Source organism: Cyanobacteria bacterium GSL.Bin1, assembly GCA_009909085.1.
In the GTDB taxonomy this organism is placed as follows: domain Bacteria; phylum Cyanobacteriota; class Cyanobacteriia; order Cyanobacteriales; family Rubidibacteraceae; genus Halothece.
The window spans coordinates 1-22609 of the sequence record JAAANX010000106.1; the positions used below are offsets into that span (position 1 = coordinate 1).

General features: G+C 40.7%; 19 protein-coding genes and 2 pseudogenes. 4 read left to right on the forward strand and 17 right to left on the reverse strand.

Annotated elements, in window-relative coordinates:
• Positions 1–33: 33 nt before the first annotated feature.
• Entirely contained in the window at positions 34–942 is a 909-nt protein-coding gene (locus tag GVY04_14345; protein ID NBD17267.1) for a cyclic nucleotide-binding domain-containing protein, read from the reverse strand.
• 143 nt (positions 943–1085) lie between these two features.
• Positions 1086–1784, reverse strand: coding sequence for a tRNA (guanosine(37)-N1)-methyltransferase TrmD (gene trmD, locus GVY04_14350; GenBank protein NBD17268.1), 699 nt, complete (start codon positions 1782–1784; stop codon positions 1086–1088).
• Between the two features lie 2 nt (positions 1785–1786).
• On the opposite strand from trmD, the pseudogene GVY04_14355 reads away from it, so the two are divergent.
• Both GVY04_14355 and GVY04_14360 read left to right on the forward strand, forming a co-directional pair.
• Positions 1787–3260: pseudogene (locus tag GVY04_14355) on the forward strand (GAF domain-containing protein).
• A 528-nt stretch (positions 3261–3788) separates the two neighbouring features.
• Complete coding sequence (locus tag GVY04_14360; protein ID NBD17269.1) at positions 3789–5552, forward strand: 3-dehydroquinate synthase; 1764 nt, start codon at positions 3789–3791, stop codon at positions 5550–5552.
• 458 nt (positions 5553–6010) lie between these two features.
• Here the strand turns inward: GVY04_14360 and GVY04_14365 are convergent, their stop codons facing one another.
• Complete coding sequence (locus GVY04_14365; GenBank protein ID NBD17270.1) at positions 6011–6331, reverse strand: hypothetical protein; 321 nt, start codon at positions 6329–6331, stop codon at positions 6011–6013.
• Positions 6332–6589: 258 nt separating this feature from the next.
• Here GVY04_14365 and GVY04_14370 point away from each other — a divergent pair, with 258 nt between their 5' ends.
• Positions 6590–7549 (forward strand): hypothetical protein, encoded by a 960-nt coding sequence (locus GVY04_14370; protein ID NBD17271.1) that lies wholly within the window; start codon positions 6590–6592, stop codon positions 7547–7549.
• Positions 7550–7721: 172 nt separating this feature from the next.
• On the opposite strand, the gene GVY04_14375 is transcribed toward GVY04_14370, so the two are convergent.
• The 14 genes and pseudogenes from GVY04_14375 to GVY04_14440 form a co-directional block, all read right to left on the reverse strand.
• Entirely contained in the window at positions 7722–8501 is a 780-nt protein-coding gene (locus GVY04_14375; GenBank protein ID NBD17272.1) for an ATP-binding cassette domain-containing protein, read from the reverse strand.
• A gap of 26 nt (positions 8502–8527) precedes the next feature.
• Complete coding sequence (locus GVY04_14380) at positions 8528–9745, reverse strand: ABC transporter permease subunit (GenBank protein NBD17273.1); 1218 nt, start codon at positions 9743–9745, stop codon at positions 8528–8530.
• Positions 9746–9753: 8 nt separating this feature from the next.
• Positions 9754–10920 (reverse strand): ABC transporter permease subunit, encoded by a 1167-nt coding sequence (locus GVY04_14385; GenBank protein NBD17274.1) that lies wholly within the window; start codon positions 10918–10920, stop codon positions 9754–9756.
• A gap of 74 nt (positions 10921–10994) precedes the next feature.
• Positions 10995–12080 carry a transporter substrate-binding domain-containing protein gene (locus tag GVY04_14390; GenBank protein ID NBD17275.1) on the reverse strand — a complete coding sequence of 362 codons (1086 nt, stop codon included), beginning with the start codon at positions 12078–12080 and terminating at the stop codon, positions 10995–10997.
• 146 nt (positions 12081–12226) lie between these two features.
• Positions 12227–13009 carry a prolyl oligopeptidase family serine peptidase gene (locus GVY04_14395; protein NBD17276.1) on the reverse strand — a complete coding sequence of 261 codons (783 nt, stop codon included), beginning with the start codon at positions 13007–13009 and terminating at the stop codon, positions 12227–12229.
• 416 nt (positions 13010–13425) lie between these two features.
• Positions 13426–14234 (reverse strand): annotated as a pseudogene (locus GVY04_14400) (DUF4935 domain-containing protein).
• Positions 14235–14396: 162 nt separating this feature from the next.
• On the reverse strand, positions 14397–15908 hold the full coding sequence (locus GVY04_14405) for a hypothetical protein (GenBank protein ID NBD17277.1): 1512 nt from the start codon (positions 15906–15908) through the stop codon (positions 14397–14399).
• Positions 15909–15914: 6 nt separating this feature from the next.
• On the reverse strand, positions 15915–16685 hold the full coding sequence (locus GVY04_14410; protein NBD17278.1) for a hypothetical protein: 771 nt from the start codon (positions 16683–16685) through the stop codon (positions 15915–15917).
• Between the two features lie 55 nt (positions 16686–16740).
• A complete protein-coding gene (locus GVY04_14415) occupies positions 16741–16932 on the reverse strand; it encodes a glycosyltransferase (GenBank protein NBD17279.1) in 192 nt (63 codons plus the stop codon).
• Positions 16933–17090: 158 nt separating this feature from the next.
• Positions 17091–17732 carry an HAD-IA family hydrolase gene (locus GVY04_14420; GenBank protein NBD17280.1) on the reverse strand — a complete coding sequence of 214 codons (642 nt, stop codon included), beginning with the start codon at positions 17730–17732 and terminating at the stop codon, positions 17091–17093.
• Positions 17733–17745: 13 nt separating this feature from the next.
• Positions 17746–18510, reverse strand: a complete 765-nt coding sequence (locus GVY04_14425; protein NBD17281.1) for a hypothetical protein — start codon at positions 18508–18510, stop codon at positions 17746–17748.
• A gap of 6 nt (positions 18511–18516) precedes the next feature.
• A complete protein-coding gene (locus tag GVY04_14430; GenBank protein ID NBD17282.1) occupies positions 18517–19077 on the reverse strand; it encodes a hypothetical protein in 561 nt (186 codons plus the stop codon).
• A gap of 50 nt (positions 19078–19127) precedes the next feature.
• Positions 19128–19934: a glycosyltransferase family 2 protein gene (locus GVY04_14435; GenBank protein ID NBD17283.1), complete on the reverse strand. Its 807-nt coding sequence runs from the start codon at positions 19932–19934 to the stop codon at positions 19128–19130.
• A 52-nt stretch (positions 19935–19986) separates the two neighbouring features.
• A complete protein-coding gene (locus GVY04_14440) occupies positions 19987–21606 on the reverse strand; it encodes a hypothetical protein (GenBank protein NBD17284.1) in 1620 nt (539 codons plus the stop codon).
• 701 nt (positions 21607–22307) lie between these two features.
• Between GVY04_14440 and GVY04_14445 the strand changes: the two genes are divergently transcribed.
• On the forward strand, positions 22308–22451 hold the full coding sequence (locus GVY04_14445) for a hypothetical protein (GenBank protein ID NBD17285.1): 144 nt from the start codon (positions 22308–22310) through the stop codon (positions 22449–22451).
• Positions 22452–22609: the final 158 nt, after the last annotated feature.

The following is a 22609-nucleotide window of genomic DNA, read 5'->3' on the forward strand; positions in this document are numbered from 1 at the left end:
CAGATTGATTGTGCCTCTCCGCTTCGCTACGAGTCACGGGCTATCCTTCCCGACGTTGATGCTTCGCATACAACGCGGGGCTGTCGCCCGAAGCTCAATTGAGATCACTTCTTGCGGCGCACTGCGAGTTTCAAGTTCTCTAATAGCATGCTTGACCCATGCTTGCACTTTTTGCGGGGTCATTCCCTGTCGCTTTTGCAGATAAAGAGCAATCTCATCACTCCTGAGAAAACGCTTCACTGCCTCCACCAAAGTCGGAGACGTCTTAAGCAATCGGTCAAAAGCAGGTTTAGGTAAAATCCAAAGTTGCGTATCAGTTGTGGTTATGGCAATGCTGGCATGAGGCGCACCAGTAAAAAATGCCATCCGACCGAAAGCATCATTTTTCTCTAATTTCTTAACGACACGGGCAGTGTTTTCTGGATCCAATAGTTCAACTGCACCTTCTTCGATGATATAAAGCCCTTCCGAGGGTTCACTGGAGTGATAAACTCGGGTTCCTGCAGGATATTTGCGACTAAAAACCATATTTGCCAACTGTTGAATATCTCCCGGTGCCAACTGCTGGAAAACATCAATCCGACCCATATTAGATAGCATCTGCTTGAAGCGGCGCTGTCTGCGCGCGTGAAAGTAATGAGCAGTAATGGAGTCTTTTCGGAGAAATCCGCCATAGGTATTGATCAATTGATTCAAACCCAGAAAGAGCAATCCCCCGAAAATGCACCCCAGTGCCAGGGGAAAAAAATATCCTGCTTCTACTGCCGGATTGACCAAATCAATGACCAAAGCTGACAGTAAGGCGCCACCGCCAAACGCAATTAAAAATGCCAAGGCACGTTCTCCCGGTTGCCAAAAGCGAGCAGTTAGTGCGCCAAGGGGCAAGGAACAGGCACTCACCAAGCCGATGGCTAGCGCTTGAAACACGAGAAAGTTTAACATGGGGAATTGCCGGTAGGGCTTTAATTATAGGTTCGTGCAACCGAGAGGCAACAAAGTTAACCCCATTTTTACAGCTTCAAGTTTTATTTGAAGTGTGAAAAGAAGACGATGATCCGAGTCAACAGGGAAAGATAATTGGGACTTCACGATGATTGCTGATTTTTCCATTTTTCCCACAAATCTGGACGACGTTCTTGGGTGCGCTTAATTTGTTGTTCTTGTCGCCAGCGCGCGATCGCGCCATGATTCCCTGACCGTAACACCGGTGGCACTTCCCAACCTCGGAAAATAGCTGGTTTCGTATATTGCGGATAATCAAGCAATTCCGTTTCAAAGCTCTCGGCTTTGAGAGAATCTGCCTTACCAATCGTCCCTGGTAGTAAACGAATCACCCCATTAATCAATGCTAAGGCTGGAATCTCCCCACAAGTGAGAATAAAATCTCCTAATGACACCTCACGAGTCACTAAGTTTTCCCGAATCCGTTCATCCACCCCTTCATAATGACCGCAAATTAATACCAACTGCTCAAAATCCGCCGCTAGTTCTCGCAACAAGGGCTGATTCATTGGTTCCCCTTGGGGGGTCATCAAAATGACTTCTTGATTGGGACGTTGCGGAAGCGATTCCACAGCTGCAAAAATCGGTTCTGGTTTTAATAACATTCCAACCCCTCCCCCGTAAGGTTCATCATCCACCCGACGATGCTTATCAAAGGCAAAATCCCGAGGGTTGACGAAATTGACTTCAGCAATCTGTTTTTGGAGTGCTCTTCCCACTATCCCAGAACTGAGGGGAGAGTGAAAGAAATCAGGAAATAAGGTAATAACGTCAAAACGCACGATTGATTTTAGTTTCTGCGGGTGAGTTAATTATTTTAGCGAATGACTCAGACTTGCGGAGAAGCCAACCTCGACACCGTAACCACTAGAATAGTGGGTAGTACTATTTTTAAGTACCGAATTAACGTTGCCCTCACATGGAATCTTTCCAGAATGGTGAACCGAGTTTTATTCCCCGCTAGCTCTGAATTTACCGCACTTTGCCGCTCCCAAGTCAGTAATTTACAAGAAGGTTTACATGCAGATCGCGGTGCGGTTTATTTAACCAAAGAACTTGCATCTGGAACGCGACGGCTCATTCCCATTGTGGTTTATCCCGAAGACAGCAGCCATTGGGAAGAGGAAGTGGACGAAGGGAATATTATTACGTCCGATGATTCATTATTAGAAAATACTCCTTTTGAATTGCCGGCAAGTGCTTCTGCTCCTGAGGGTACACCACAGTTAACCACAGCGCAAGCGGATCTGATCCCGGATGTCGTCAACCAAAACAATCAACATCAAATTGTGTTTCCCTTACTCCATAACAATGTCATGATGGGTTTACTGGTCATTGCGCGGCAACAAGCCCAATGGAGTCAATGGGAATTTACCCAAATTCAGCGGACAGCAGCAACGATTACCCTCGCTTGCGTTTTAGATCAACGTCACGGACTCTCGCAGCACAAACTCCGTCAACAACAATGGCAACAAGAACAACAACGAGATCGGCTGGATGATATTTTGCACCAGTTACGAAATCCGCTCATGGCGTTGCGAACCTTTGGCAAACTCCTCCTCAAACGGTTTCAGCCAGAAGATGACGAGAAAAAACGATCCCTGGCAGAAAACATGATGCGAGAAAGTGAACGCCTGCAACAGTTGTTGGCAGAAATGGGCGACTACCTGGAGCAAATTGCGACGACGGAGGACGAAGATATTACCGTTGATACGGAAACCACCCGTTTGCCAGAAAGCGATGCGAATGTCAAATCGTTGCCGCCCAGTCAAACCTTACCTTTAGAAACCTTTGTCCTGACGGAAGTTTTACCGCCGATTTTAGAATCAATGCGCGCGATCGCGCAAGAGCGGAATATTCAATTAAAAACAGCAATTCCCGAGCGCCTGCCGCCGATTCAGGCAAACCGTAAAGCATTGCAAGAAGTGCTGAGCAATCTCCTCGATAATGCAATTAAGTATACCCCGGAACAAGGAACGGTGGAAGTGATTGTGGATAACAAGCCATCACACCAACAAGGGATTATCATTCGGGATAATGGGGTCGGTATTCCCCCTGACGATCAATCGAAGATCTTTCAACGTCACTATCGGGGGGTTCAGTCGCAAAGTCCAATTCCCGGAACTGGCTTAGGACTCGCGATCGCGCGAGAATATGTCGAACAAATGCAAGGCGAGATTGAACTGATTAGCCCGGCGGTTCCTCCAGACAATCCTGATCAGGGCAGTGCGTTTGTCGTTTGGTTGCAGACTGCCTAAAAACGTGTGATTTAATTAGAGCGCGATCGCTGCGCTGGTTCTCAACAAGAATATCGGGCTATGTTAAGTCGTTTATGAACTTTGCTGATGACTTTCTCATTTTTAGTGACTGGGATCTGATTAATTGGCGTAACTCATCTTGCTCGAACATGAGGTGATCACAAACTCAATTGCGCAGTTGGGGTTGCACAATCCTTTTCTCAGAAATCAACCATAAAAGTTAACAGAAAGTTAATCTAATACTTCAATAATCAACACTAATGAATGCTTTCTTAACATCAACTCATCCACAACTTCCTAAAGATAGATTCTGATTTTTGAGGAGAAAAAAATTCCGTAAGCTCCGATAAGTCATCAGTTTTAGGGAAAAACATCAGTATTTTTAATCCCATGAGAAAAGCGTCTCTATAGGAAGATAGAAATCATCTGAGAAGGGCTTTCCAAAGATGAGAGTTATGTTAATTTGTATTAAGCAATTGGGCTTACCTCTAAGCTATAACGTCTGTACACCTGCTCTAGGAACTGATAATGACCAAGACAACCTCTGCTGTGAAAGCTTTTATCGCCACTTATAACAATGAGCCTTTGACTGACAAAGACCTCGATAGTGCTGTTGAAGCAATTGTTTGCAGTACTCCTTTTAGGCACTTACTTCTATCACTGATTGACAACGATGTTTTCTCAGCTGAGCTGGGAGAAGAGTTTGCACAAGCCGGTGTGATTGAAAGCTTAGCCGCCTGTCGCCAACTGCGGACTTGTCTTAACCACTCTCTCAGTCACTTCTTTGGCTTAATTGCCCAACTGATCTCTGGTTTTGATGAACTTGCCGGATCAGAGTGGTACACCTTTTCTAACCGCATTCACTCTTCTGAACTGGCAACAACCAAACTGCTGGCTCGACTCTTGCGTAGTCAAGATGGGAAGTTTTACGACGAGCTGTCTTCACGTCTGGTTGAAACTGATCCTCACGCCATTTATCCCACGTCCAGCTATCGTCAAAGTCAAGGTTCCGTCGTTAGTACCGAGGACGACCAAAACGTGGAAGCAGTGATGAGCACCAGTACTTTTACTTCCATTAAAGTGCTGGAAAATTGCCTCGATCCGCAAGAGACAGTTTTAAGAGATATGTATGTTTCTCTGGGTCGCTGTGTGTGTTTAGTGGATCAGAATGTGGAACGCTACTATGGCGAGCAAATTGAGAATTATTTTGAGTATCACGAGATTAAGTTAGATAAATTAGTCTATCGCGCCATGGAAGTGGATAAAGGCATTCACACGGTTGAAAGAATGCTCGGTGACTTCAAACGTCTTGGTGTCTCTCGTAATGAACCCGTCTTGATTATGGGGGGCGGTGTCTTAACGGATACTGGCGGTTTAGCTTGCGCTCTTTATCACCGCAACACGCCTTATGTTATGCTTTCTACCTCCATTGTCGCTGGGATTGATGCGGGTCCTTCCCCTCGCACCTGCTGTGATGGCTTTGGATACAAGAACCTTTTTGGGGCTTACCATGCACCGATTCTATCTTTAACCGATCGCTCTTTCTTCAAAACGTTGCGAGAAGGATGGTTACGACACGGCATTGCTGAGATTCTCAAAATGGCGGCGGTTAAAGATGCAGAATTATTCAGTTACCTAGAACAAGCAGGGCAAGAGTTGATTACGACCCGTTTCGGCACACTTAACTGTGAACGACATGACAAAATTAGTGTCCTCTCTCAGAAAATTCTGGGGGCAGCGATGCGAAGCTATGTGGAAGCTGAGTATGATAACCTCTACGAAACCCATCAGTGCCGCCCTCATGCCTATGGGCATACTTGGTCGCCAGGGTTTGAAATTGAAGCCGGGTTACTGCACGGACACGCCGTTGCCATTGGCATGGGCTTTGGTGCTTACTTGAGTTATCGCAATAACTGGCTAAGCGCTAAAGACTTCCATCGCATTCTCAATTTGATCAGTTCCTTTGGCTTGAGTCTCTGGCATGATGTGCTCTTAAATAAAGAAACGGTTTGGGCTGCCCAAGAAAAAATGGTACAAAAACGCGGTGGAAATTTAGCCGCACCCCTGCCAAAAGGAGAAATTGGCAAATGCGGCTATCTCAATCAGCTCACTCGCAATGAACTCGATCGCGCGATCGCGCAATATCAAGAGATTTGTGCCGAGTATCCCCGCCATGGCCTTGGCATTGAACCTCACTGTCATGATGTGGGCTTAGAAAATCCCGCTACCATTGGTCATCATCTACCCGTCGAATCGCCTGAAGCAGCAGAAGAACTATTCTCTACCGTCTAATCTGATAAGGTTCACTTCAATAAAGTAGAGACGCACATGAATTTGATTTAAGAATACAATTTTTCTTTGATCTGGAGCGGAACTTAAATCCTAAAACTATTTAAGTTCCGCCTATTTTATTATTCTTTTTCAGTTCATACGAGAGAGAATCCAATTAGAATTAAATCCTGAAATGCTTACGTTGACTCTGTTGATCTCTTAAAATATTGTTTCTGCAAATGCCGATAAAATTGCACAAAAATATTGTTTAAATAAAGTACTTCAGCCAGAATACTTCTACAATTCAGACTCTTCTAAGTTCTGACAAAAAATTCGGAGATTGCAATTTTTTTTTGTGATCAAGTAAACCCTGACCAACAATCTACTTATATGATAGTTTTGGCTAGAAGTTTTTTTTCACACTCTAGCCAAAACTCCTCGCATATTTCTAAACACTGGGTTAAGCCATCAATTGTAACCTACCCAGCTGCACCATTCTGGTCAAGATCAAGAGCAGAAGTCGATTCAGCGTAAGCAAATGCTGCTTCAGAATCAACCAAGGTATAAGCATCTACTTCAGCCAGCGCATAGAGACCAAAGGCTTCGGCATCCGCTTCTGCAGTCGCCAATTGGTCGGGATTATTAACGTTGACATTAACATTTTTGTTGATGTCCATCTGAACTTGTTTATTCAGATTGACATCCTTAGCAATATTGAAAGCGATGTTTCCGCCGCCCTCGAGAGTCTTGCTAGTTTCAGAGCTGATTTCTTCTAAGTAATTGAGATCGGTGATGATCATTTTTGTTTTCTCCTAGTAAACAATTTGTGCTTATAACAACTTTAATTAGCTGTTACTGAAAAGTATAAAAACGTGCGATTAATTAAGGTTGCCATTTTGGCATATTGTTTTAGGGTTCGGATTGAGATCGTTACAGGCAAACTACTCAACAGATTACTAAAATCCGCATAGAAACTGCCAAAATGGCAGCGCTCAAAAAAGTAAATCTAGCACTGTTAAGAATAGAAATCTTAGCTTGGCAATTAGGAGATACCAAAAATGAGAACACGTACCATCGGCCAATGGGTCAGCGAAAGACGTGAAACTCCAGAGCGAAGAAGCTCTCGCAGAAGCCTTCTCGATTCTCGAAACGTCACCGAAGAAGACGATTCGATTACTGGCGGTCCGGATCGGGATATCGTTCGTGCTGATCGAGGCAACGATACGATTAATGGTGAAGCAGGGGATGACTTAATCAAAGGAGAGGAAGGAGACGACTCTCTCACCGGCGGTGTAGGAGCGGATTACTTATTCGGAGGCGATGATAACGATACTCTTGATGGAGGAGTTGGCGACGATTATGTGCTTGGAGACAATGGCAATGACATCCTCCGTGGCGGAGTGGGTAATGATTTTGTCAATGGCGGTAGAGATAATGATGTTCTCTTTGGTCAAGAAGGCGATGACAAACTCCTGGGTGGTCTAGGAGACGATAGAATGTTTGGCGGCGACGGCAATGATAATCTTATTGGCAGTCGCGGCATTGACGAACTGCAAGGACAAGCGGGTAACGATAAACTCAACGGCGCTTCTGAAGACGATCGTCTCTTTGGTCAAGAAGGTGATGACGAACTTTTGGGCGGAACCGGCAGCGACCTATTAAGCGGGGGTGCCGGCAACGATACCCTTACCGGCGGTCAAGGCGGAACAGGAGTCGGTGAAACCGATCTCCTCTTTGGCGGCGGCGGAATCGACACATTTGTCCTCGGGAATGAGACCAGTGTTTTCTACCAGGGAGGAGAGGGTCCTGCTGATGATTTTGCTTTAATTCAAGACTTCGAGCTTGGTGTGGATAAAATTCAACTTAATGTAGATAATATGGGCGGTTACAGTTTTGGCGTAGATACGGGGGGAAATGCTCTGATTTTATTCAATAATGATGTGATTGGTGCAGTTTTAGGCGTTGATGCGAATACTCTTGTTGCAACTCCCGGTTCGTTAGTCGATCCGGTTGGTTAAGCATTCGCCAATTGGGTTAATTCCCCAGCTCATTAAAAAGGGGTACAGTTAAACTATACGCCGCTACCGCCTTGCTGCTTGTTGCAGCGATTATGCGGGCATTCGCCAACGTTGGTTATACCATTTTTGAAAAACCCTGATATTCGATTTTTTATCGCTGTCAAGCCTCTCGCTATAAGATTTGTGATAAAAATTGTTGAGTGCGTTCTTCTTTGGGATGATTAAAAAAGTCTTCTGGGGTGTTTTCTTCAACCAATAACCCCTCTGCCATTAACACCACGCGATCGGCAACTTCTCTGGCAAAACCCACTTCATGAGACACACAGACCATTGTCATCCCATCATCGGCAAGAGAGCGCATGGTATCTAAAACTTCTCGCACCATTTCCGGGTCTAAGGCTGAAGTTGGTTCGTCAAATAGCATAATTTTCGGTTGCATGGCTAATGCCCGCGCGATCGCGACCCGTTGCTGTTGTCCGCCGGATAGCTGACCCGGATATTTTTTCGCCTGTTCTAAAATCCCGACTCTTTCTAACAGTTGCATGGCAATTTCTTCGGCTTTTGCTGCTTTCCAGCGACGGACCCAAATCGGCGCTAAAGTCACATTTTGCAAAACACTCAAATGAGGGAAGAGATTAAACTGCTGAAAGACCATTCCCACTTCTTGTCGGATCGCTTCAATATTTTTTAAATCGTGAGATAGGGCGATGCCATCAATAACAATCCTTCCTTTTTGATAGGGTTCTAAAGCATTAAAGGTACGAATAAAAGTCGATTTTCCGGAACCGGAAGGTCCCATAATGACGACGACTTCTCCTCGTTTAATTGCCAAGCTAACGCCTCGTAACACATGGAAATTATTGGCATACCATTTATGAACGTTACTGGCGATAATGGCGTAATCGTCTGGATTGGCTGTTGTTGGTAAGGTTTGATTTTCCGATTGAGTCATGATTAAATCTGTAAAATGGAATTGAGCTAAGAATGATCGGTATTCAGGGCAGCTTCAAGTTTGCGACTGGCACGAGACATGGCATAACAAAATATCCAGAACAAAAGCCCATCAAATAAATAAGCCTCTGCATAACGTCCTAAAAACTGCGGTTGCGCCAAAATATTTCGTGTAATCCCTAATAACTCGACGAGACCGACAATGGCGAGGAGGGTTGTATCTTGAAATAAACTAATAAACTGCCCCACCAGCGAAGGAAGAGAGATTTTTAACGCTTGGGGAAGAATAATGAGGCTAGTGAGGAGAACCGGATTCAAACCCAAGGCTTTAGCCGCTTCAGTTTGCCCTCTCGGGAGAGACTGCAATCCTCCCCGGACATCTTCGGCAACATAAGCAGCGTAAAACAGACTTAAGCCCGCGATCGCGCGGAAAACGCGATCTGGTCTGACTCCTTCGGGTAAAAACAAAGGAAAGATGACTTGTCCCATAAATAAAATGGAAACCAAAGGCACGCCACGAATCACTTCAATATAAAGCGTTGATAACCACCGTACTGCCGGCAGCGAACTCTGTCTGGCCAGTGCCAACCCCACTCCAATCGGAAAACAAACGACAATACTGATCACAGAAGCAAGTAGGGTTAAGGTTAAGCCACCCCAGTCATTAGTGGGGATCACTTCTAGTCCGAACCCTCCTCTTAATAACCAAAAACTGATCAAAAATAGAGCCATCCAGATCAAACTCAACCAGCTTCCCACTGCTGGGAGAAGATGACCCAGTTGCTTTCCGCCCCAAGCGGTTACAATGATTAACCCGAGCATGGCTAAGTTTAAGAGCTTAAAAGGCACTGCTGTGGGTAAAGAAATTAATCCAATTCCCGCAACCGCAAGGCCGATTAAAATATTGCGACTCAATAGTTTGGGGACTCCTCTGGCAATCACCCCCCAAGAGAAGCCAGAACAACTCGCAATCAAAGCCAGGATGGTCCAGATTCGCCAATATTGGGCTTGTGGAAAGCGACCCACAAAAAATAGGGGTAAATTCACTTTAATAATTTCCCACTGGGCGCTTGTGGTTGCCCAAGTCGCGAGATTCCAAAGGATCCAAGCAAAAATGCTGAGGACAATGACCGTTAATAAACTATTGTGCCAACTGCTAAAAAGATTTTGACGCAACCAGGCTTTCGGTCCCAGATTGGCTTTAGGTGGGGCAACGGAAGAGGGAGAAACTTCAGCGTTAGACATCTCAATCCTTAATCTTGAAGTTGAACGAGGGTATTGAAGAAATTCATAACCAGGGAAATGGCTAAGCTGATCAACAAGTAAAATGCCATGATCAGTAAAAAGACTTCCACCGGGCGACCGGTTTGATTGAAGGTGGTAATGGAAACCGAGTAAATGTCAGGAAACCCAATCGCAACCGCTAAACTAGAGTTTTTGGCAAGGTTGAGGTATTGACTATTTAAAGCCGGAATAATCGCTCTTAGGGCTTGGGGAAATACGACTAACTGCATGACTAAACTGGGTTTAAGTCCCAACGATCGCGCTGCTTCCCATTGCCCTTTCGCCACCGATTGAATCCCCCCACGGACAATTTCTGCGATAAATGCGCCTGTATAGAAGACTAAACCGCACAGCAGGGCTGAGAATTCGATGGATAAGTGCAAACCGCCGACCATTGCTGAGGGGGTGGGAGATTGGGGAAATTGCCAGTTTAAGCCAAAAACAATCAGCGCGATCGCGCTGACAATAATGATCCCTAATCCAAGCAATTCTTTTTGACCAGACGTTCCCAGTTGTACCATCTTTCGCGTGCGCGATCGCCAGAGAAAAATTGCTCCAATGAATAAAGCCACCACCAGACCTAAACTGAACCAAACTTCCACTGTATTGGCTGGCCAAGGAATGGCAATCCGGCGTTTGCTCAGATAAATTAATCCAAATAATTCGATTTTATTTTCTACTTGCGGTAAGCTAAAAAATACCGCAAAATACCAGAAAAATAGTTGCAATAATAAAGGAGTATTTCTGACAATTTCGACATAAACTTTACTGATTTGTCGCACCAACCAATTTTCAGAAAAACTGACGATCCCTGCGGTTACACCGACCAAAGTGGTGAGAATAACGCCAGTAATCATAATCCTGATCGAATTAATAATTCCAACCAGTAAAGCTTGCCAGTAAGGATTAGCCGGACTGTAAGGAATCGGTAAATCGCTAATTCCAAAAGAAGCGGCATTTTCTAAAAAATCAAAACCAAAAGAAATCCCGGATCGTTGCATATTTTGGCTTAAATTATGCACCAAAAGGGCGAGGACGGCAACGACAATTGCGACGGCTAAAATCTGGAGATTAACTTTCCAAAACCTTTCATCTCGGAGCAGCGGAACTTTTTTTTGCTGGGAATCACTAGCCATGTTGAATTACAGGTGAGTGGAATTTCACTTCAAAAAATTGGGGCAGATGAACTACCCCAGAGCAAAGGAATGGCTTAGCGGAAGGGAGGAGAGTAGAGTAAGCCTCCATCTGTCCACAAAGCATTTAAGCCTCTTTCCAACTCAAACTGAGAGGACTGACCTAAGTTGCGGTCATAAATTTCCCCATAATTCCCGACAGACGCGATCGCGCGAGCAGTAAAGTCATTGGCAATTCCCATATCTTCGCCCAAACTGCCTTCAACGCCTAAAAATCGTCGGACATTCGGATCGTCTACGGATTTTTGTTCCTCAACATTCTCTTGAGTAATGCCAAATTCTTCCGCTTGGATCAGAGAATAAGTTACCCATTTCACAACATCAAACCACGCAGAATCATTGTTAATGGTCACGGGTCCCAGCGGTTCTTTAGACATAGTGACCGCTAACAGTTCATGTTCTTCCGGGTTCGGGAGAGTACTGCGACGTGCTAACAGTTGCGATTTATCAGAGGTCATGCCCTCACACCGTCCTTCTGAGTAGGCGGCATAAGCCGCATTGGCTTCTTGAAAAACCACTGGCTCAAAATTAACGTTGCGCTGACGCATATTATCAGTGAGGTTAAGCTCGGTTGTCGTCCCAGTCTCTACACAAATTGACTTTCCTGCCATATCCTCTAGAGTTTTAATACCGCTCTCTTTGCGCACCATCATTCCTTGACCGTCATAAAAAGTTGTGGGAGCAAATTCTGCCCCGACTTGGGTATCACGGCTCGTGGTCCAGGTTGTGTTGCGCGAGAGGAGATCAACTTCCCCTCCTTTTAATGCTTCAAACCGTTCTGAAGAAGTGAGGTTCCGAAATTCAATGGCGTTTGGATCATTAAATAAGGCAGCCGCGATCGCCCGGCAAACATCAACATCTAAACCAGAATATTCGCCCGTTTCATCCACAAAACTAAAGCCGGGAATATTGCCCTCAACCCCACAAATCAAAGTACCGCGCTCTAAAACGATATCCAAGCGACTTTGACCACTCGTCGCCGTTGCTGATTGTTGATTACTAGTTCCTCCGGCATCAGAGGCAGTTTCTGAATTATTGGCGCAAGCCGTTACTGAGGAGGCCAAAAGCGTAACGGCGAGCAGCAATCCACTCCACTTGTGCATATTGAATGATAATTGTGTTTTTCGGATTAAGATTTCAGTTGTTTTTGAAACAAAAACTTTGTCAATTCAGCATACATTGAAAAGGATGCCATTTTTCGTAACAACTGCAACACCCCATCCTTATCATCTCTAACTCGTGATGATAATTAACGCAATTGTTTTTCAAGAAAAGAGAGTAACGCCTCCCAAGACGCTAAATCAGCCGTTGCATCATATTGAGAACTATCGCCTTGTGCTCCCCAAACCGTAAAGGAATGACGGACTCCCCCATAAAGTTCCATTTGATAATCAACCTCGGCTTCATTCATGGCTTGGGCTAAAGCCGCAACTTGTTCCATCGGGGCAACAGGGTCGTCCGATCCATGTAAAATGAGCACTGGTGCTTGGACTTGTTCATAATTTTGATTGTCTGGGGTTTCTAAGCCACCATGAAAGCTCACAAACCCATTAAGACCTGCTCCAGCCCGAGCAAATTCGAGGGCGGATGCGCCACCAAAACAATAACCGATCACAACGACTCTTGAACCATCAATTCCAGGTAAGTTTTGCGCTTCTTGCAGCCCGGCAAAAAGTCGTTGGCGCATCGTTTCGCGATCGCTGTATAGTTTATTGCTTTCCGCTTGTGATTCCTCAGTCGTTTCGGGTCTAATGCCTTGACCATACAAATCAATGGCAAAGGCAGCATATCCCTGTTCTGCTAGCATCTGCACCCGACGTTTTTCATACTCACCAATCCCATCCCAGTCATGAATGAGAAGGACGACGGGTTGGCTTTTCCCCAACCCTTCATTAATGGCGTAATAACCTTCATAAGGTTGTTCATCAATTGTATAAACAATGGGCTCTTGGACAATATCCGCGTGAGCGGGTGCCGTCAATGCCAAAGAAAATGCAAGACTACTAAGTGTTACTAAGAGTTTTTTGAGCATAAGAATCGAAAAAGATGGAAATTTAGACCCATTTTAGAGAGTTTTCCCCGATTCGTCATGGAAAAGAGCTACGTATTTTTTCTAACTACTGTTCGAGAGCAGGCAATTCTACTTCGGGTTGCAATTGACTAGGGACCATCACGGAAAGCATAATGAATCAGTATCCCTTCAAGCATACAGCCAAACTTCTTGTATAGTCGGATTGCTGTCTCATTATCGGTATACACTGTGATTTTAAAACACATAAAGTTGAGCTAATGATCACCATAACGAATCGCTAACCGAGAAGTATTGGCTCCTTTTGCACCTTCGTGTGCTAGTTGCTATCTAACGATTAGCATCACCGGATGCTGATAGGCTATGCCACCCAACTGATCGCCTTGCCGTTCCGGTGCATGCGGTTGTTAGATGTGGATTCATTCTGTATAGATTTCGTCATCTTGAATCAAATCATCTGATATATTTTGACCTTCTATAAGCTGTTCCTCTGCTTCCTCCATCTCTTGCGTAACTGCTGCATGAACTATCTTTAAACCGGCTGACAACTTATGAGTGAGAAGGATTTTTCGTTGACGATTTACTCTTTGTTTGAACTCCTGCTTTAGCCAATCGTTAATATATGACTGATCTTTATAAATAACACCATAATCGCTATCCCTAGTGATAATCACAATATCTTTGCCACTATCAATAGCACACTGAACAATCCACTCCCAGTTAATCGCATCTCCAATAGAATTGTCATTCGATTTCCGAGGTGGATATCCTAGGCAAAACCTCTTTCGAGCCAAACGACGAATTGCAAAACGCCTTTCGGATTCACGATTCAAATTATACGAAGAATTTACCTTAAACAATCTTTGAAGTGATTTATATACTGGATCGTTTTGTGATGGATTAGTTAATATTTTTTGAATTTTTTCATTCACTTTCTTGGATTGATTTGTGATCTCCTGACGGCTTTTTTCAATCATTTTTGATGCTGAAGCGCAGCAACCAAAGCAGGTGTAGATAGCTTTCCCCAGTCAGGAGTTGAAAACCTAGTCAACGACTCAATAATAACTTTTTGCCTATTCTTCTTATACTCCATCTCAATTTGGGAGCCAATGATCAATCGATCTTTACAAGCCTCTAACTGTTCAAGATATTTTGTACTTATATCTGATTTTCGGATGCGATAAAAATCAAGAAGAATATTAGTATCTACAAAAAGTAGAGCATCCATATCCGGTGTTTGGTTATTGTTAGGCACTGACTCCCCTATCAAGAGATTGGACATCTAACGGCTTAGCTGAGCGGCGGCAGATAGACTAGGCATCATCACCAATCTTTCAACCGTCCGCTCCAGCGCGTTGTTAGACCGCTTTTATTGGTTAGATACTTACACCTATTTAATGTAAAGATGACCATTTAAATTTAAGGCATCTATGGATGTTGAAACGAAGAAAATTTTGCTATCCTGTTCGCTGTTGCAAATTGGTAATCCAGCAACATTTAGAGATGTATTCATAAGAATAGGAATTCCACTCATATCATAGACTCTTGATATTAGCTCATAAATTTCTGGGTTGGAGCTATACGAGAGTGTTTGAATACGACTTGTTCCATCAGCATGTACTATTGCGGGTGCATACTCTTTAGCTTTTTGTTTTGCTTTTGCACTAAATGACATGTAGGGGGAGGAAAATTGAAAATCAAACCAATCTGAAGCATGTTCTTCAAGGACAATAGGAGCAATGGGGCGAAAAAACTCTCTTTGCTTAATTTTTTCACTAACAGCTACTTTTGTTTCTAGCCTTGCTGGAGAAGCCAAAATGCTTCTATGACCCAGCGCTCTTGGGCCTATTTCAGATCTTCCTATATGCCAAGCAAGAGATTTATTGTCAAGGATGAGTGAAGCCATCTTATTATAGTCATCGCTTGAGATTTGCTTCCCAACTTTTCTGAGACCTTGACCTAAATATGGAATTTCATCACATGTAACGTGCATTCGATGAGAATGAAAAAATTGTAGTAATGAACCTAGAGATTGACCTTCATCACCTGGACAGGGAGGAACATACACATTGTTATAATTTAACCTTTCACCAATTTCAGTATTTGAAATTATATTTAAAGCACATCCTCCTACAAGAACAATATTATCGGAATAATGTCTGTATCTATTTATTGTTGCAACTAAATCATCAGTAAATATTTTTTGCAATGTATAAGCAAGATTAGCGGAATCTTCAAAGTCATCTATCCTTAGAAGATTTAATAATTTACTGAGGTTTTTTTCCTGCCAAATAGTATCAAGATGTAAGAACTCTTCTCCAAGCAAAATTTCTTCATACTTAGGACTAAAAATGCCATAAGCTGACAGTCCCATTACTTTTCCTGAAGCATGAAAGTCGCCAAATAATTTCGTAGCAATCACATTCCAAACTCTTCCGTCAAATCTAGGTTTGTGTATATCATTTATAGGAGAGATAGAATTATCATGGTAATGATAAGCTAAAAAGTTTGGTTGATTAGAATTAATTCGACGATCTCCTCCTCCATCAAAAGCAATTACAAGTGAATCCTTTAGACCAGAAAGATGAGAAAATGCAGCATGGGCATCTAAGTGTTCAACATCATAAATTTCCTTTTTTGGGAAATAGTTATGTACAAATTCAGAAACTATAGAATAGAGTCTTTCAGAATGATGCCTACTAACGACAAATTGAATGTCATCATTAATTGAGTATTCATTAAGCAAAAGTGAAATCAATGATTCTAAAGTGCTCAGTTTTTCAATCCTATAACGTTTTTTATTGAAAAATCTTTCTAATTCGAGATGCAAAATAATCTGTAATTCATCTGCAATAGTGATGCATGAATCATGTGCATTTTCTGCTAGTGAAATATAGTGCATACTTATTTACTCTGTAAATTTATCTGATTTTTCTGCTAAAGAATAAAATGTGTTGACAACTTTATACTGATGTATTTTGCAGAAGTTAACTCCAAATAAAAAAAATCCGAAAACACTTCCAAGCAATGAGAATAAAAGATAACTAACTGGAAGAGGATATGTTCCAAGCAAAGATGCAGGAAAATTTCTTAAAATTCCTAGTATATGTCCAGCAAGTGCGTATACTAGGCTTCTTAAATCCTTGTATTTTGAAAACAAATAAAGATGCAAGGATGTAGCACCGATTCCATAAATAAAAAGTTTTTTTCTTAGTTGCCAACTATCTCTTGGATGCTGATGCAAGACTATAGATTCAGAGTCATACATCAGATCGTATCCACTCTTTATTATTCGATAACCCATCTCTAAAGAACCACCATGTGGAATAGGAGCGCCTGGATCAAACAGTATATTAAAGAGACCAACCTTCAAAAATACATGTTTAGGAATCATTGAGTTAGCACCAGCAATTATGTTGAATAAAGGCCAAACTTTATTAGAATAATTAGACTGCAAAGCATCATTAGTCCAATAAGTAGACTTAGCTCCTTTGCTAAGCCCCCCTTTTGCTTCCCAAATTTTTTGAGAGTATGTTAGCGTCTCGAAAGCCCTAACATTTCCTGATACATACCCTAAGTTTGAATTTCTCTCAAAATGACTAGCCATCTTATCAAGCCAATTCGAGTTTTCTATGACTACATCATCATCAATAAAAGCTATAAGGTTTGCCCTTGCCAACAAAATTCCATGATTTAAAGCATTTCTTTGTCCAGCTTCTTTAATACATACATATTCAACTTTTTTGTATAAAGAACATAGATTCGGATGTCTTTAAATCATCAGGAGCATTGTCAATAACTATGATCTCAATATCACTTCTTGTCATCCAGCCATAATCTTTTAGACTTTCAAGTAGTCGTTCTAACTCCAAAGAGCGATTTCTCGTTGGTATTATCAAACTGATTTTATAGTAAGAATTTTCCATCTGTGGTATCTCATCTTGCAACTTAGTGTGAGTGTGAGTTAAAGTTTAGAGTTAGACTAGTGCAGCGCGGTAGAAGTAACTGACCACTAAAGTTGAACCAAAATCAATGCTTCGAGCATTCGCTAACTGGTCAACTATTTTCGCCAGGCTGCACTAGTCTATATACTACCTAGATTAATTTTTTTATAAGAACTGACAACCAAATTTGCCGACGTTAATTTTTCAGCCTCATAAGTAGTGCTAAGTGCAATACATTTCATACAAGCTTGCCTGGCGGCTTCAATCCCATGTGGCGAGTCTTCAATGACAACACAATTTAAAGGATTAACTTTCATTTTCTTAGCAGAATACAAAAAAATATCAGGCTTAGGTTTCGATATATAGTTAACATCGGATATTGAAAATACATTGCCATTAAACAGTTCAAACAATTCCAACTTACGATCAATAAAGGTTAAGATACCTCTATCTAAAGAAGTTGCAATACAGACGCTATATGAATCTGAGATCTGTTCAAAAAAATCCTTAAATCCATTGATGAAGGTGATTTGGGATTCCAAAAGTTCACACATTATAGTTTTTCTTTCAACGAGCATATTATCCATACTTTCATTAAAACCATAAAATTTCTGAATAGTAGCCGTACTCTCTCGAAGAGACTGCCCAGTTACCAAATGCTTGATTTTATCTCGATCATAGATATATCCTCTACGGTTTAAGAATATTTTCTGTTCTTTGTCCCAGATAACTTCGCTGTCAACAACAACGCCTTCAGCATCAAAAATAATAGTGTTAATCATGATTCTCTCCGATTTAAAATTTATTATCAAGAATATGATGGGAAAGCCCTTCTGGAGTTCCTAAATCTATATATTTACCATCTTTAAAGAAAACAGCTTTTATACTCAATCCATTGGCAATAGCGAGATTAAATATATTGCTAAGAGGCTGTTTTCTATGCTCCAAAGAAATATTCAGTTGTTGATTAAGTAACTTAGAAAAATTTGGTGACCAAACAGCAATTCCCCAAGTATTAAAAATACTTGATACAGCAGGTTTCTCAAACACTTCTATAACATTTCCATCCAAATCAAACTGTACAGGACCTAATTGCTCTGGTTTGGATGTTGGAAAAACACCTAATACCAGGTCTGCCTGACAAGATAAAATTTTATCCCGTACTATGTTGATAGCATTGAAGGGATAGAAAATAGTATCAGGTAGAGCTAAACAAACATAATTATTCTTATACCATTCAAAACCTTTGTTTATTGCATCAGACAATCCATATGGCTCTTTTTGATTGAGATATGCAATATCCATACCTAAATCACTACCATCACTAAAATATTTGATTATTTCTGTTTTACTATCAGATATCACTATTAAACATGATTTAATATTTGTACAACACATAGCTTGTATTGAGTACTCAGCAACAGCTCTAGGATAGACCTTATTGCTTTGTTTAAAATTATCTGTTGTAAAAAAGACTGGTAATAGTTCTTTTGCGTATCGAAATGTATTAAGGCGAGAGCCAATACCTGCTGCTGGTAATATTCCAATAAACTCTTTCATATAAATCTAATACCTCCAACCACTTTTTCCTTTTCTAAAAAACGTAATTGCCTTTAAGGGAGCTAATATGACACGCATTTCTTCTATCGTTAAATCGGGAGCTTTTTCAATAATATCGGTAATCAAATCAACCATGCCATGATAGCGAGGCTTGTTTTTCCAGTAACCAACAGCCCAATCTTCTATTACATAAAAACCTCCTACTACTACATAATCTATCAATGTATGAAAGCAGGTTTCTGTCTCTGCTCGTTGGTGCGATCCATCATCAATAACAACATCAAATTCCCCTTCTATCTGAGCTATCTCTTTCAATTTAGAGACATCGTTCTGATCACATTGATAGACTATTACGTTTTGAGGAAATTCAACCTCAGGAATACGGATATCTATCCCAATTATTTTTGATTCTGGATGCTGAAAGTAATGAGACCAAAGCTTTAAAGAATCACCAGATGCTATGCCAATCTCTAATAGACAAATCTTTTTATACTTGAGAGAACCAAGAATAGAGAAATATTCACACATTAAACCATGTTCAATTTTGTCTGTATTAAAGCTTTCCATAATTTTCTCAAAGTGTGAATATACATTTTGAATTAGAGAACAAGATAAACTTATAGATCGTTAAATTTATCTTTAATCTCCTCTAAGACTCTTTTGTAAGCAGGAATCCTCTCTAGCAAGTAATAGCTTCTTTGGGATTCTTTTACAAAAGCCTGCTCTAGCTGCTCCTCATCCCAAGTGTGTTGTAATCCAGCACCCATAACTATATTTCTTTCAGACATTCGTTGTTTAAAGGCAAGTTTTCTTGACTTTAAGTTTTCAAATGGACAAAAACCAAACCATATTAAAAATAATTCTTGATCTATGGGAGACGAATATTGAGTTTGATGTCTTCCAAGAGTATATTGTCCATCAGGAGCATGATGGAGAAATCTGCTTCTATGTAATGGATTTGCTTTTGTTATAGGCGCATAATCAGCTTCTAAATAACCATAGCTTTTTTGAAAAATCAAATGTTCTTTGCCTAATTTTTTGTATCTGTCCTCTAATTTATCCGCCATTACAATTCCATTTGTTCTTACACCTAGTAAATTGGGGTTTCTTTGTTCAAACTCAATTAAGTATGTCTTCAAATCACTACTTAATATAAACTCAGTGGTATTTAGAATTATTTTCCAACCATCAATTTCTCGTTCAATTTCCATTAATTCTTGATCGGCATCAATAAAATCCCAATCATAATTTCTTGACTCACGAATTTCCCAATCAGGCGTAAGTTCTCTGATAATTTGAACAGAATCATCTGTTGAACGATAATTGACTAGAATTCCATGATCAAAAATCTTGGAATGATAGCTCAACCAGTATGGCAACAAAAACTCTTCATTGTAGAAATGTGAGATAAGTGTCAACTTCATTTATACGATTCCTCTATCCTCTATCTAACATCTTAAAGTTCTTGCTTGAAAATTAATCACACCATTTTCTAAGTTTATTTGTAAGTGTTTCCACTAAATCATCATTGCTCAACAACTGCTCTGTATAGAATGAAGCATCACTTAGTTTTCTTATTATTTTTTCAATTCCATGTTTGAGTATGAATTGTTGCCTAGTAATATAGAATGCTTCTTCAAGCTGAATATCATTAAGGAAAACTGGTTCAAATGCAAGAGCAAAATCTATTCCAAGTTGAAAATCATGCTGAAGATTTGGCGACCATAATGCAATTGAGTCAAAAGTCACTTGTTCCCAGTCATTTAGTAGAAGCCTTTTTAAGGCTGAGGTTAAGTCCGATACGTCAGTTACAAATAAATCAATAGGTCCATCGTTTTCCTTAAATGTTTCATAAAATTTCGTATCATAAAGATGATAACTAGACTCATCTGTTATGTAATTCTGTATATTATCTGCCAATTCATGTTTATTTGTTTTTGCAATGATGACCATATCCAAATCAGCGCTATGTCCCATAATATTTCTTAACTTAAAGCTGGTTTGCTTGCATGAAAGGCAAGAAATATTTGTGTTTCTTGTCACTAATTGATGAGGTAAAAAGTCAGGATTTTGAAGGGTTGAGCAGTAATAGCATGTCCATATCTCAGAGGAAATATCAAAGCAATTATTAAGATAATAATCTTCAAGGCTCATTCCTTGCGTTTTCTCAAGCAATGGTACTGGGTAGCCTAGCTTTTCGTATTTATAAGCATCAAACTTATTTAAGAGTGGAAAGATATTAATTTTATCCAAATCTTCCATATTGAAAATTTGCGATTTTTTCTCGGTATAAGACTTTTCATCTATTATTTTCTTGTTGAAATATGCGGACTGAATTTTAAAATAATTCAAAATAGAATTTGGCGTTCTTTTGTCGTTTAGACTATCTTCTAACCCGTCTAATAAGTAAAAAGGAAAGCCTGTTCCAAAAATTGCTACTATTTTGTCTTGGAATTTTTCTCTTAGACACTTTACTACTAAGCTATGCTTTTGAAAGAGTTCATGTACTGCTCTTTCTGAAGCATAAAATCTGTGAGATTTATCAATAAATTTCATAATGTCATGATAATCAATTGCTTCATCTACGAATTGTCGATCAGAGAAGTAAGAAATAATATTGAATAGTCCTAGTTGGTATTGTTCGGTTAGGGGAATCAATCCTCTAACTTTATGTAAAAGATGATTTTTATCACCAACATAAAAGTGCAGAATAGATCTATTTTTTAATAAAAGAGATTGCTTGCTTGCTCCTATAGTTATTGTATTTTCAATTGAGATAGAACATTTCATTTGGACGAGTCTAACTATTTCCTCAAGTGATAAATCTTGATTCGTATGAGTTTTTTGGGAATTTTGAAGAATATCCCAGACTCCGCCATAGTGTCTACAGTAAACTACTTGACAGGTTTTATCTTGAAAGGAAAAGTAGTCAAACAAATCACTTGCTAAATCATCTTTCAAGTCTTGGATAAAAACCAGAACTATATCTTTATCTTTCAATATTTTGAGGAGTGAATCAAGTACCGAGATTTCAGATTCTGCATATCTCAAACATTCATTAGTAAAAACAATGCATTGAACTTTTATGTCTTTCATGAATTTTAAAGCAAAGTTTTTTTAACCAGTTTGTCAACTAGCTAGATTTACTCCAACGACTAAATTCGGGTAGTCAAGAACTTTTTGAACTCGTTATCAGTAATCTGACAGTCTGATTCTTAGCGGTCTAACTATTTATTATGCGGAAACTTTCGGGATATCAACCCTGTGTGGAACAAAAAGCAGAAACTTTCCGTATATTTACCCGAATTAGCAGGATATCAAGAAACTTTCGGGATATTTGTCGAAGATATCCTGACTTTTTCTGGATATTATACCAATTTGTCACAAGATCAAGAATTTTTCGGGATATCATTCCGTGGAAAAACCTCCTAAAACACTCCTTGAACAGGTTAGCGATCTTATTCGTTTGAACCATTATTCTTACAAGAGCGAGAAAAGCTCTATGTTAATTGGATAAAACCCTACATTATATTTCATGATCGAGGTCATCCTAAAGAAATGGGTGGAAGAGAATGAGTTATACTGCAACTGCGGTATGACATTGTTGTATCATTAACAAATAATTTGTGACTAGAGCAAATATACGGAATTACATAGAGTTATGATACAAATTGCTAAAAGCATCACTGTGTAATCAACCAGTCAGTTTTCTCTGGGCAGATCGTTAGGGTAAAAGCGCGATCGCGTGGTCTTCTCAGAATCATTACTTCGCTGCTTGTTCAGCGGTGGGAGAACTCATGGTGTCTCAACCCCATACCTCTCCTATTTCTCTCAGCGCGATCGATTTTTCTGCACAAGGGAAATTTTTAGCTGCTGCTGGACAAGCTGGAACGCTCAAAGTTTTTTTACCTATTAAAATACTACAACACACAAAATTCTAAGTTGATTGGGAAATCGAAAATAGCAAGCCGCATGAAATTGAGACACTGATTACCAGAGCGCGATCGCTAATCGAGAAGCATTGGCTCCTTGAGAATTGTATACACGGTATATGGCGATAGCTCATCGGGAAGATTGGGGGAAGCGCCAGCCTGATGCT

Excerpts from the sequence above, each read along its gene's own strand:
- GVY04_14430 (NBD17282.1), bottom strand. The coding sequence starts at position 19,077 with ATGGAAAGCTTTAATACAGACAAAATTGAACATGGTTTAATGTGTGAA.
- GVY04_14380 (NBD17273.1), bottom strand. The coding sequence starts at position 9,745 with ATGTCTAACGCTGAAGTTTCTCCCTCTTCCGTTGCCCCACCTAAAGCC.
- GVY04_14345 (NBD17267.1), bottom strand. The coding sequence starts at position 942 with ATGTTAAACTTTCTCGTGTTTCAAGCGCTAGCCATCGGCTTGGTGAGT.
- GVY04_14425 (NBD17281.1), bottom strand. The coding sequence starts at position 18,510 with ATGAAAGAGTTTATTGGAATATTACCAGCAGCAGGTATTGGCTCTCGC.
- GVY04_14390 (NBD17275.1), bottom strand. The coding sequence starts at position 12,080 with ATGCACAAGTGGAGTGGATTGCTGCTCGCCGTTACGCTTTTGGCCTCC.
- GVY04_14385 (NBD17274.1), bottom strand. The coding sequence starts at position 10,920 with ATGGCTAGTGATTCCCAGCAAAAAAAAGTTCCGCTGCTCCGAGATGAA.
- GVY04_14375 (NBD17272.1), bottom strand. The coding sequence starts at position 8,501 with ATGACTCAATCGGAAAATCAAACCTTACCAACAACAGCCAATCCAGAC.
- GVY04_14395 (NBD17276.1), bottom strand. The coding sequence starts at position 13,009 with ATGCTCAAAAAACTCTTAGTAACACTTAGTAGTCTTGCATTTTCTTTG.
- GVY04_14370 (NBD17271.1), top strand. The coding sequence starts at position 6,590 with ATGAGAACACGTACCATCGGCCAATGGGTCAGCGAAAGACGTGAAACT.
- GVY04_14405 (NBD17277.1), bottom strand. The coding sequence starts at position 15,908 with ATGCACTATATTTCACTAGCAGAAAATGCACATGATTCATGCATCACT.
- GVY04_14415 (NBD17279.1), bottom strand. The coding sequence starts at position 16,932 with ATGGAAAATTCTTACTATAAAATCAGTTTGATAATACCAACGAGAAAT.
- GVY04_14420 (NBD17280.1), bottom strand. The coding sequence starts at position 17,732 with ATGATTAACACTATTATTTTTGATGCTGAAGGCGTTGTTGTTGACAGC.
- GVY04_14435 (NBD17283.1), bottom strand. The coding sequence starts at position 19,934 with ATGAAGTTGACACTTATCTCACATTTCTACAATGAAGAGTTTTTGTTG.
- GVY04_14360 (NBD17269.1), top strand. The coding sequence starts at position 3,789 with ATGACCAAGACAACCTCTGCTGTGAAAGCTTTTATCGCCACTTATAAC.
- GVY04_14445 (NBD17285.1), top strand. The coding sequence starts at position 22,308 with ATGGTGTCTCAACCCCATACCTCTCCTATTTCTCTCAGCGCGATCGAT.
- GVY04_14365 (NBD17270.1), bottom strand. The coding sequence starts at position 6,331 with ATGATCATCACCGATCTCAATTACTTAGAAGAAATCAGCTCTGAAACT.
- GVY04_14440 (NBD17284.1), bottom strand. The coding sequence starts at position 21,606 with ATGAAAGACATAAAAGTTCAATGCATTGTTTTTACTAATGAATGTTTG.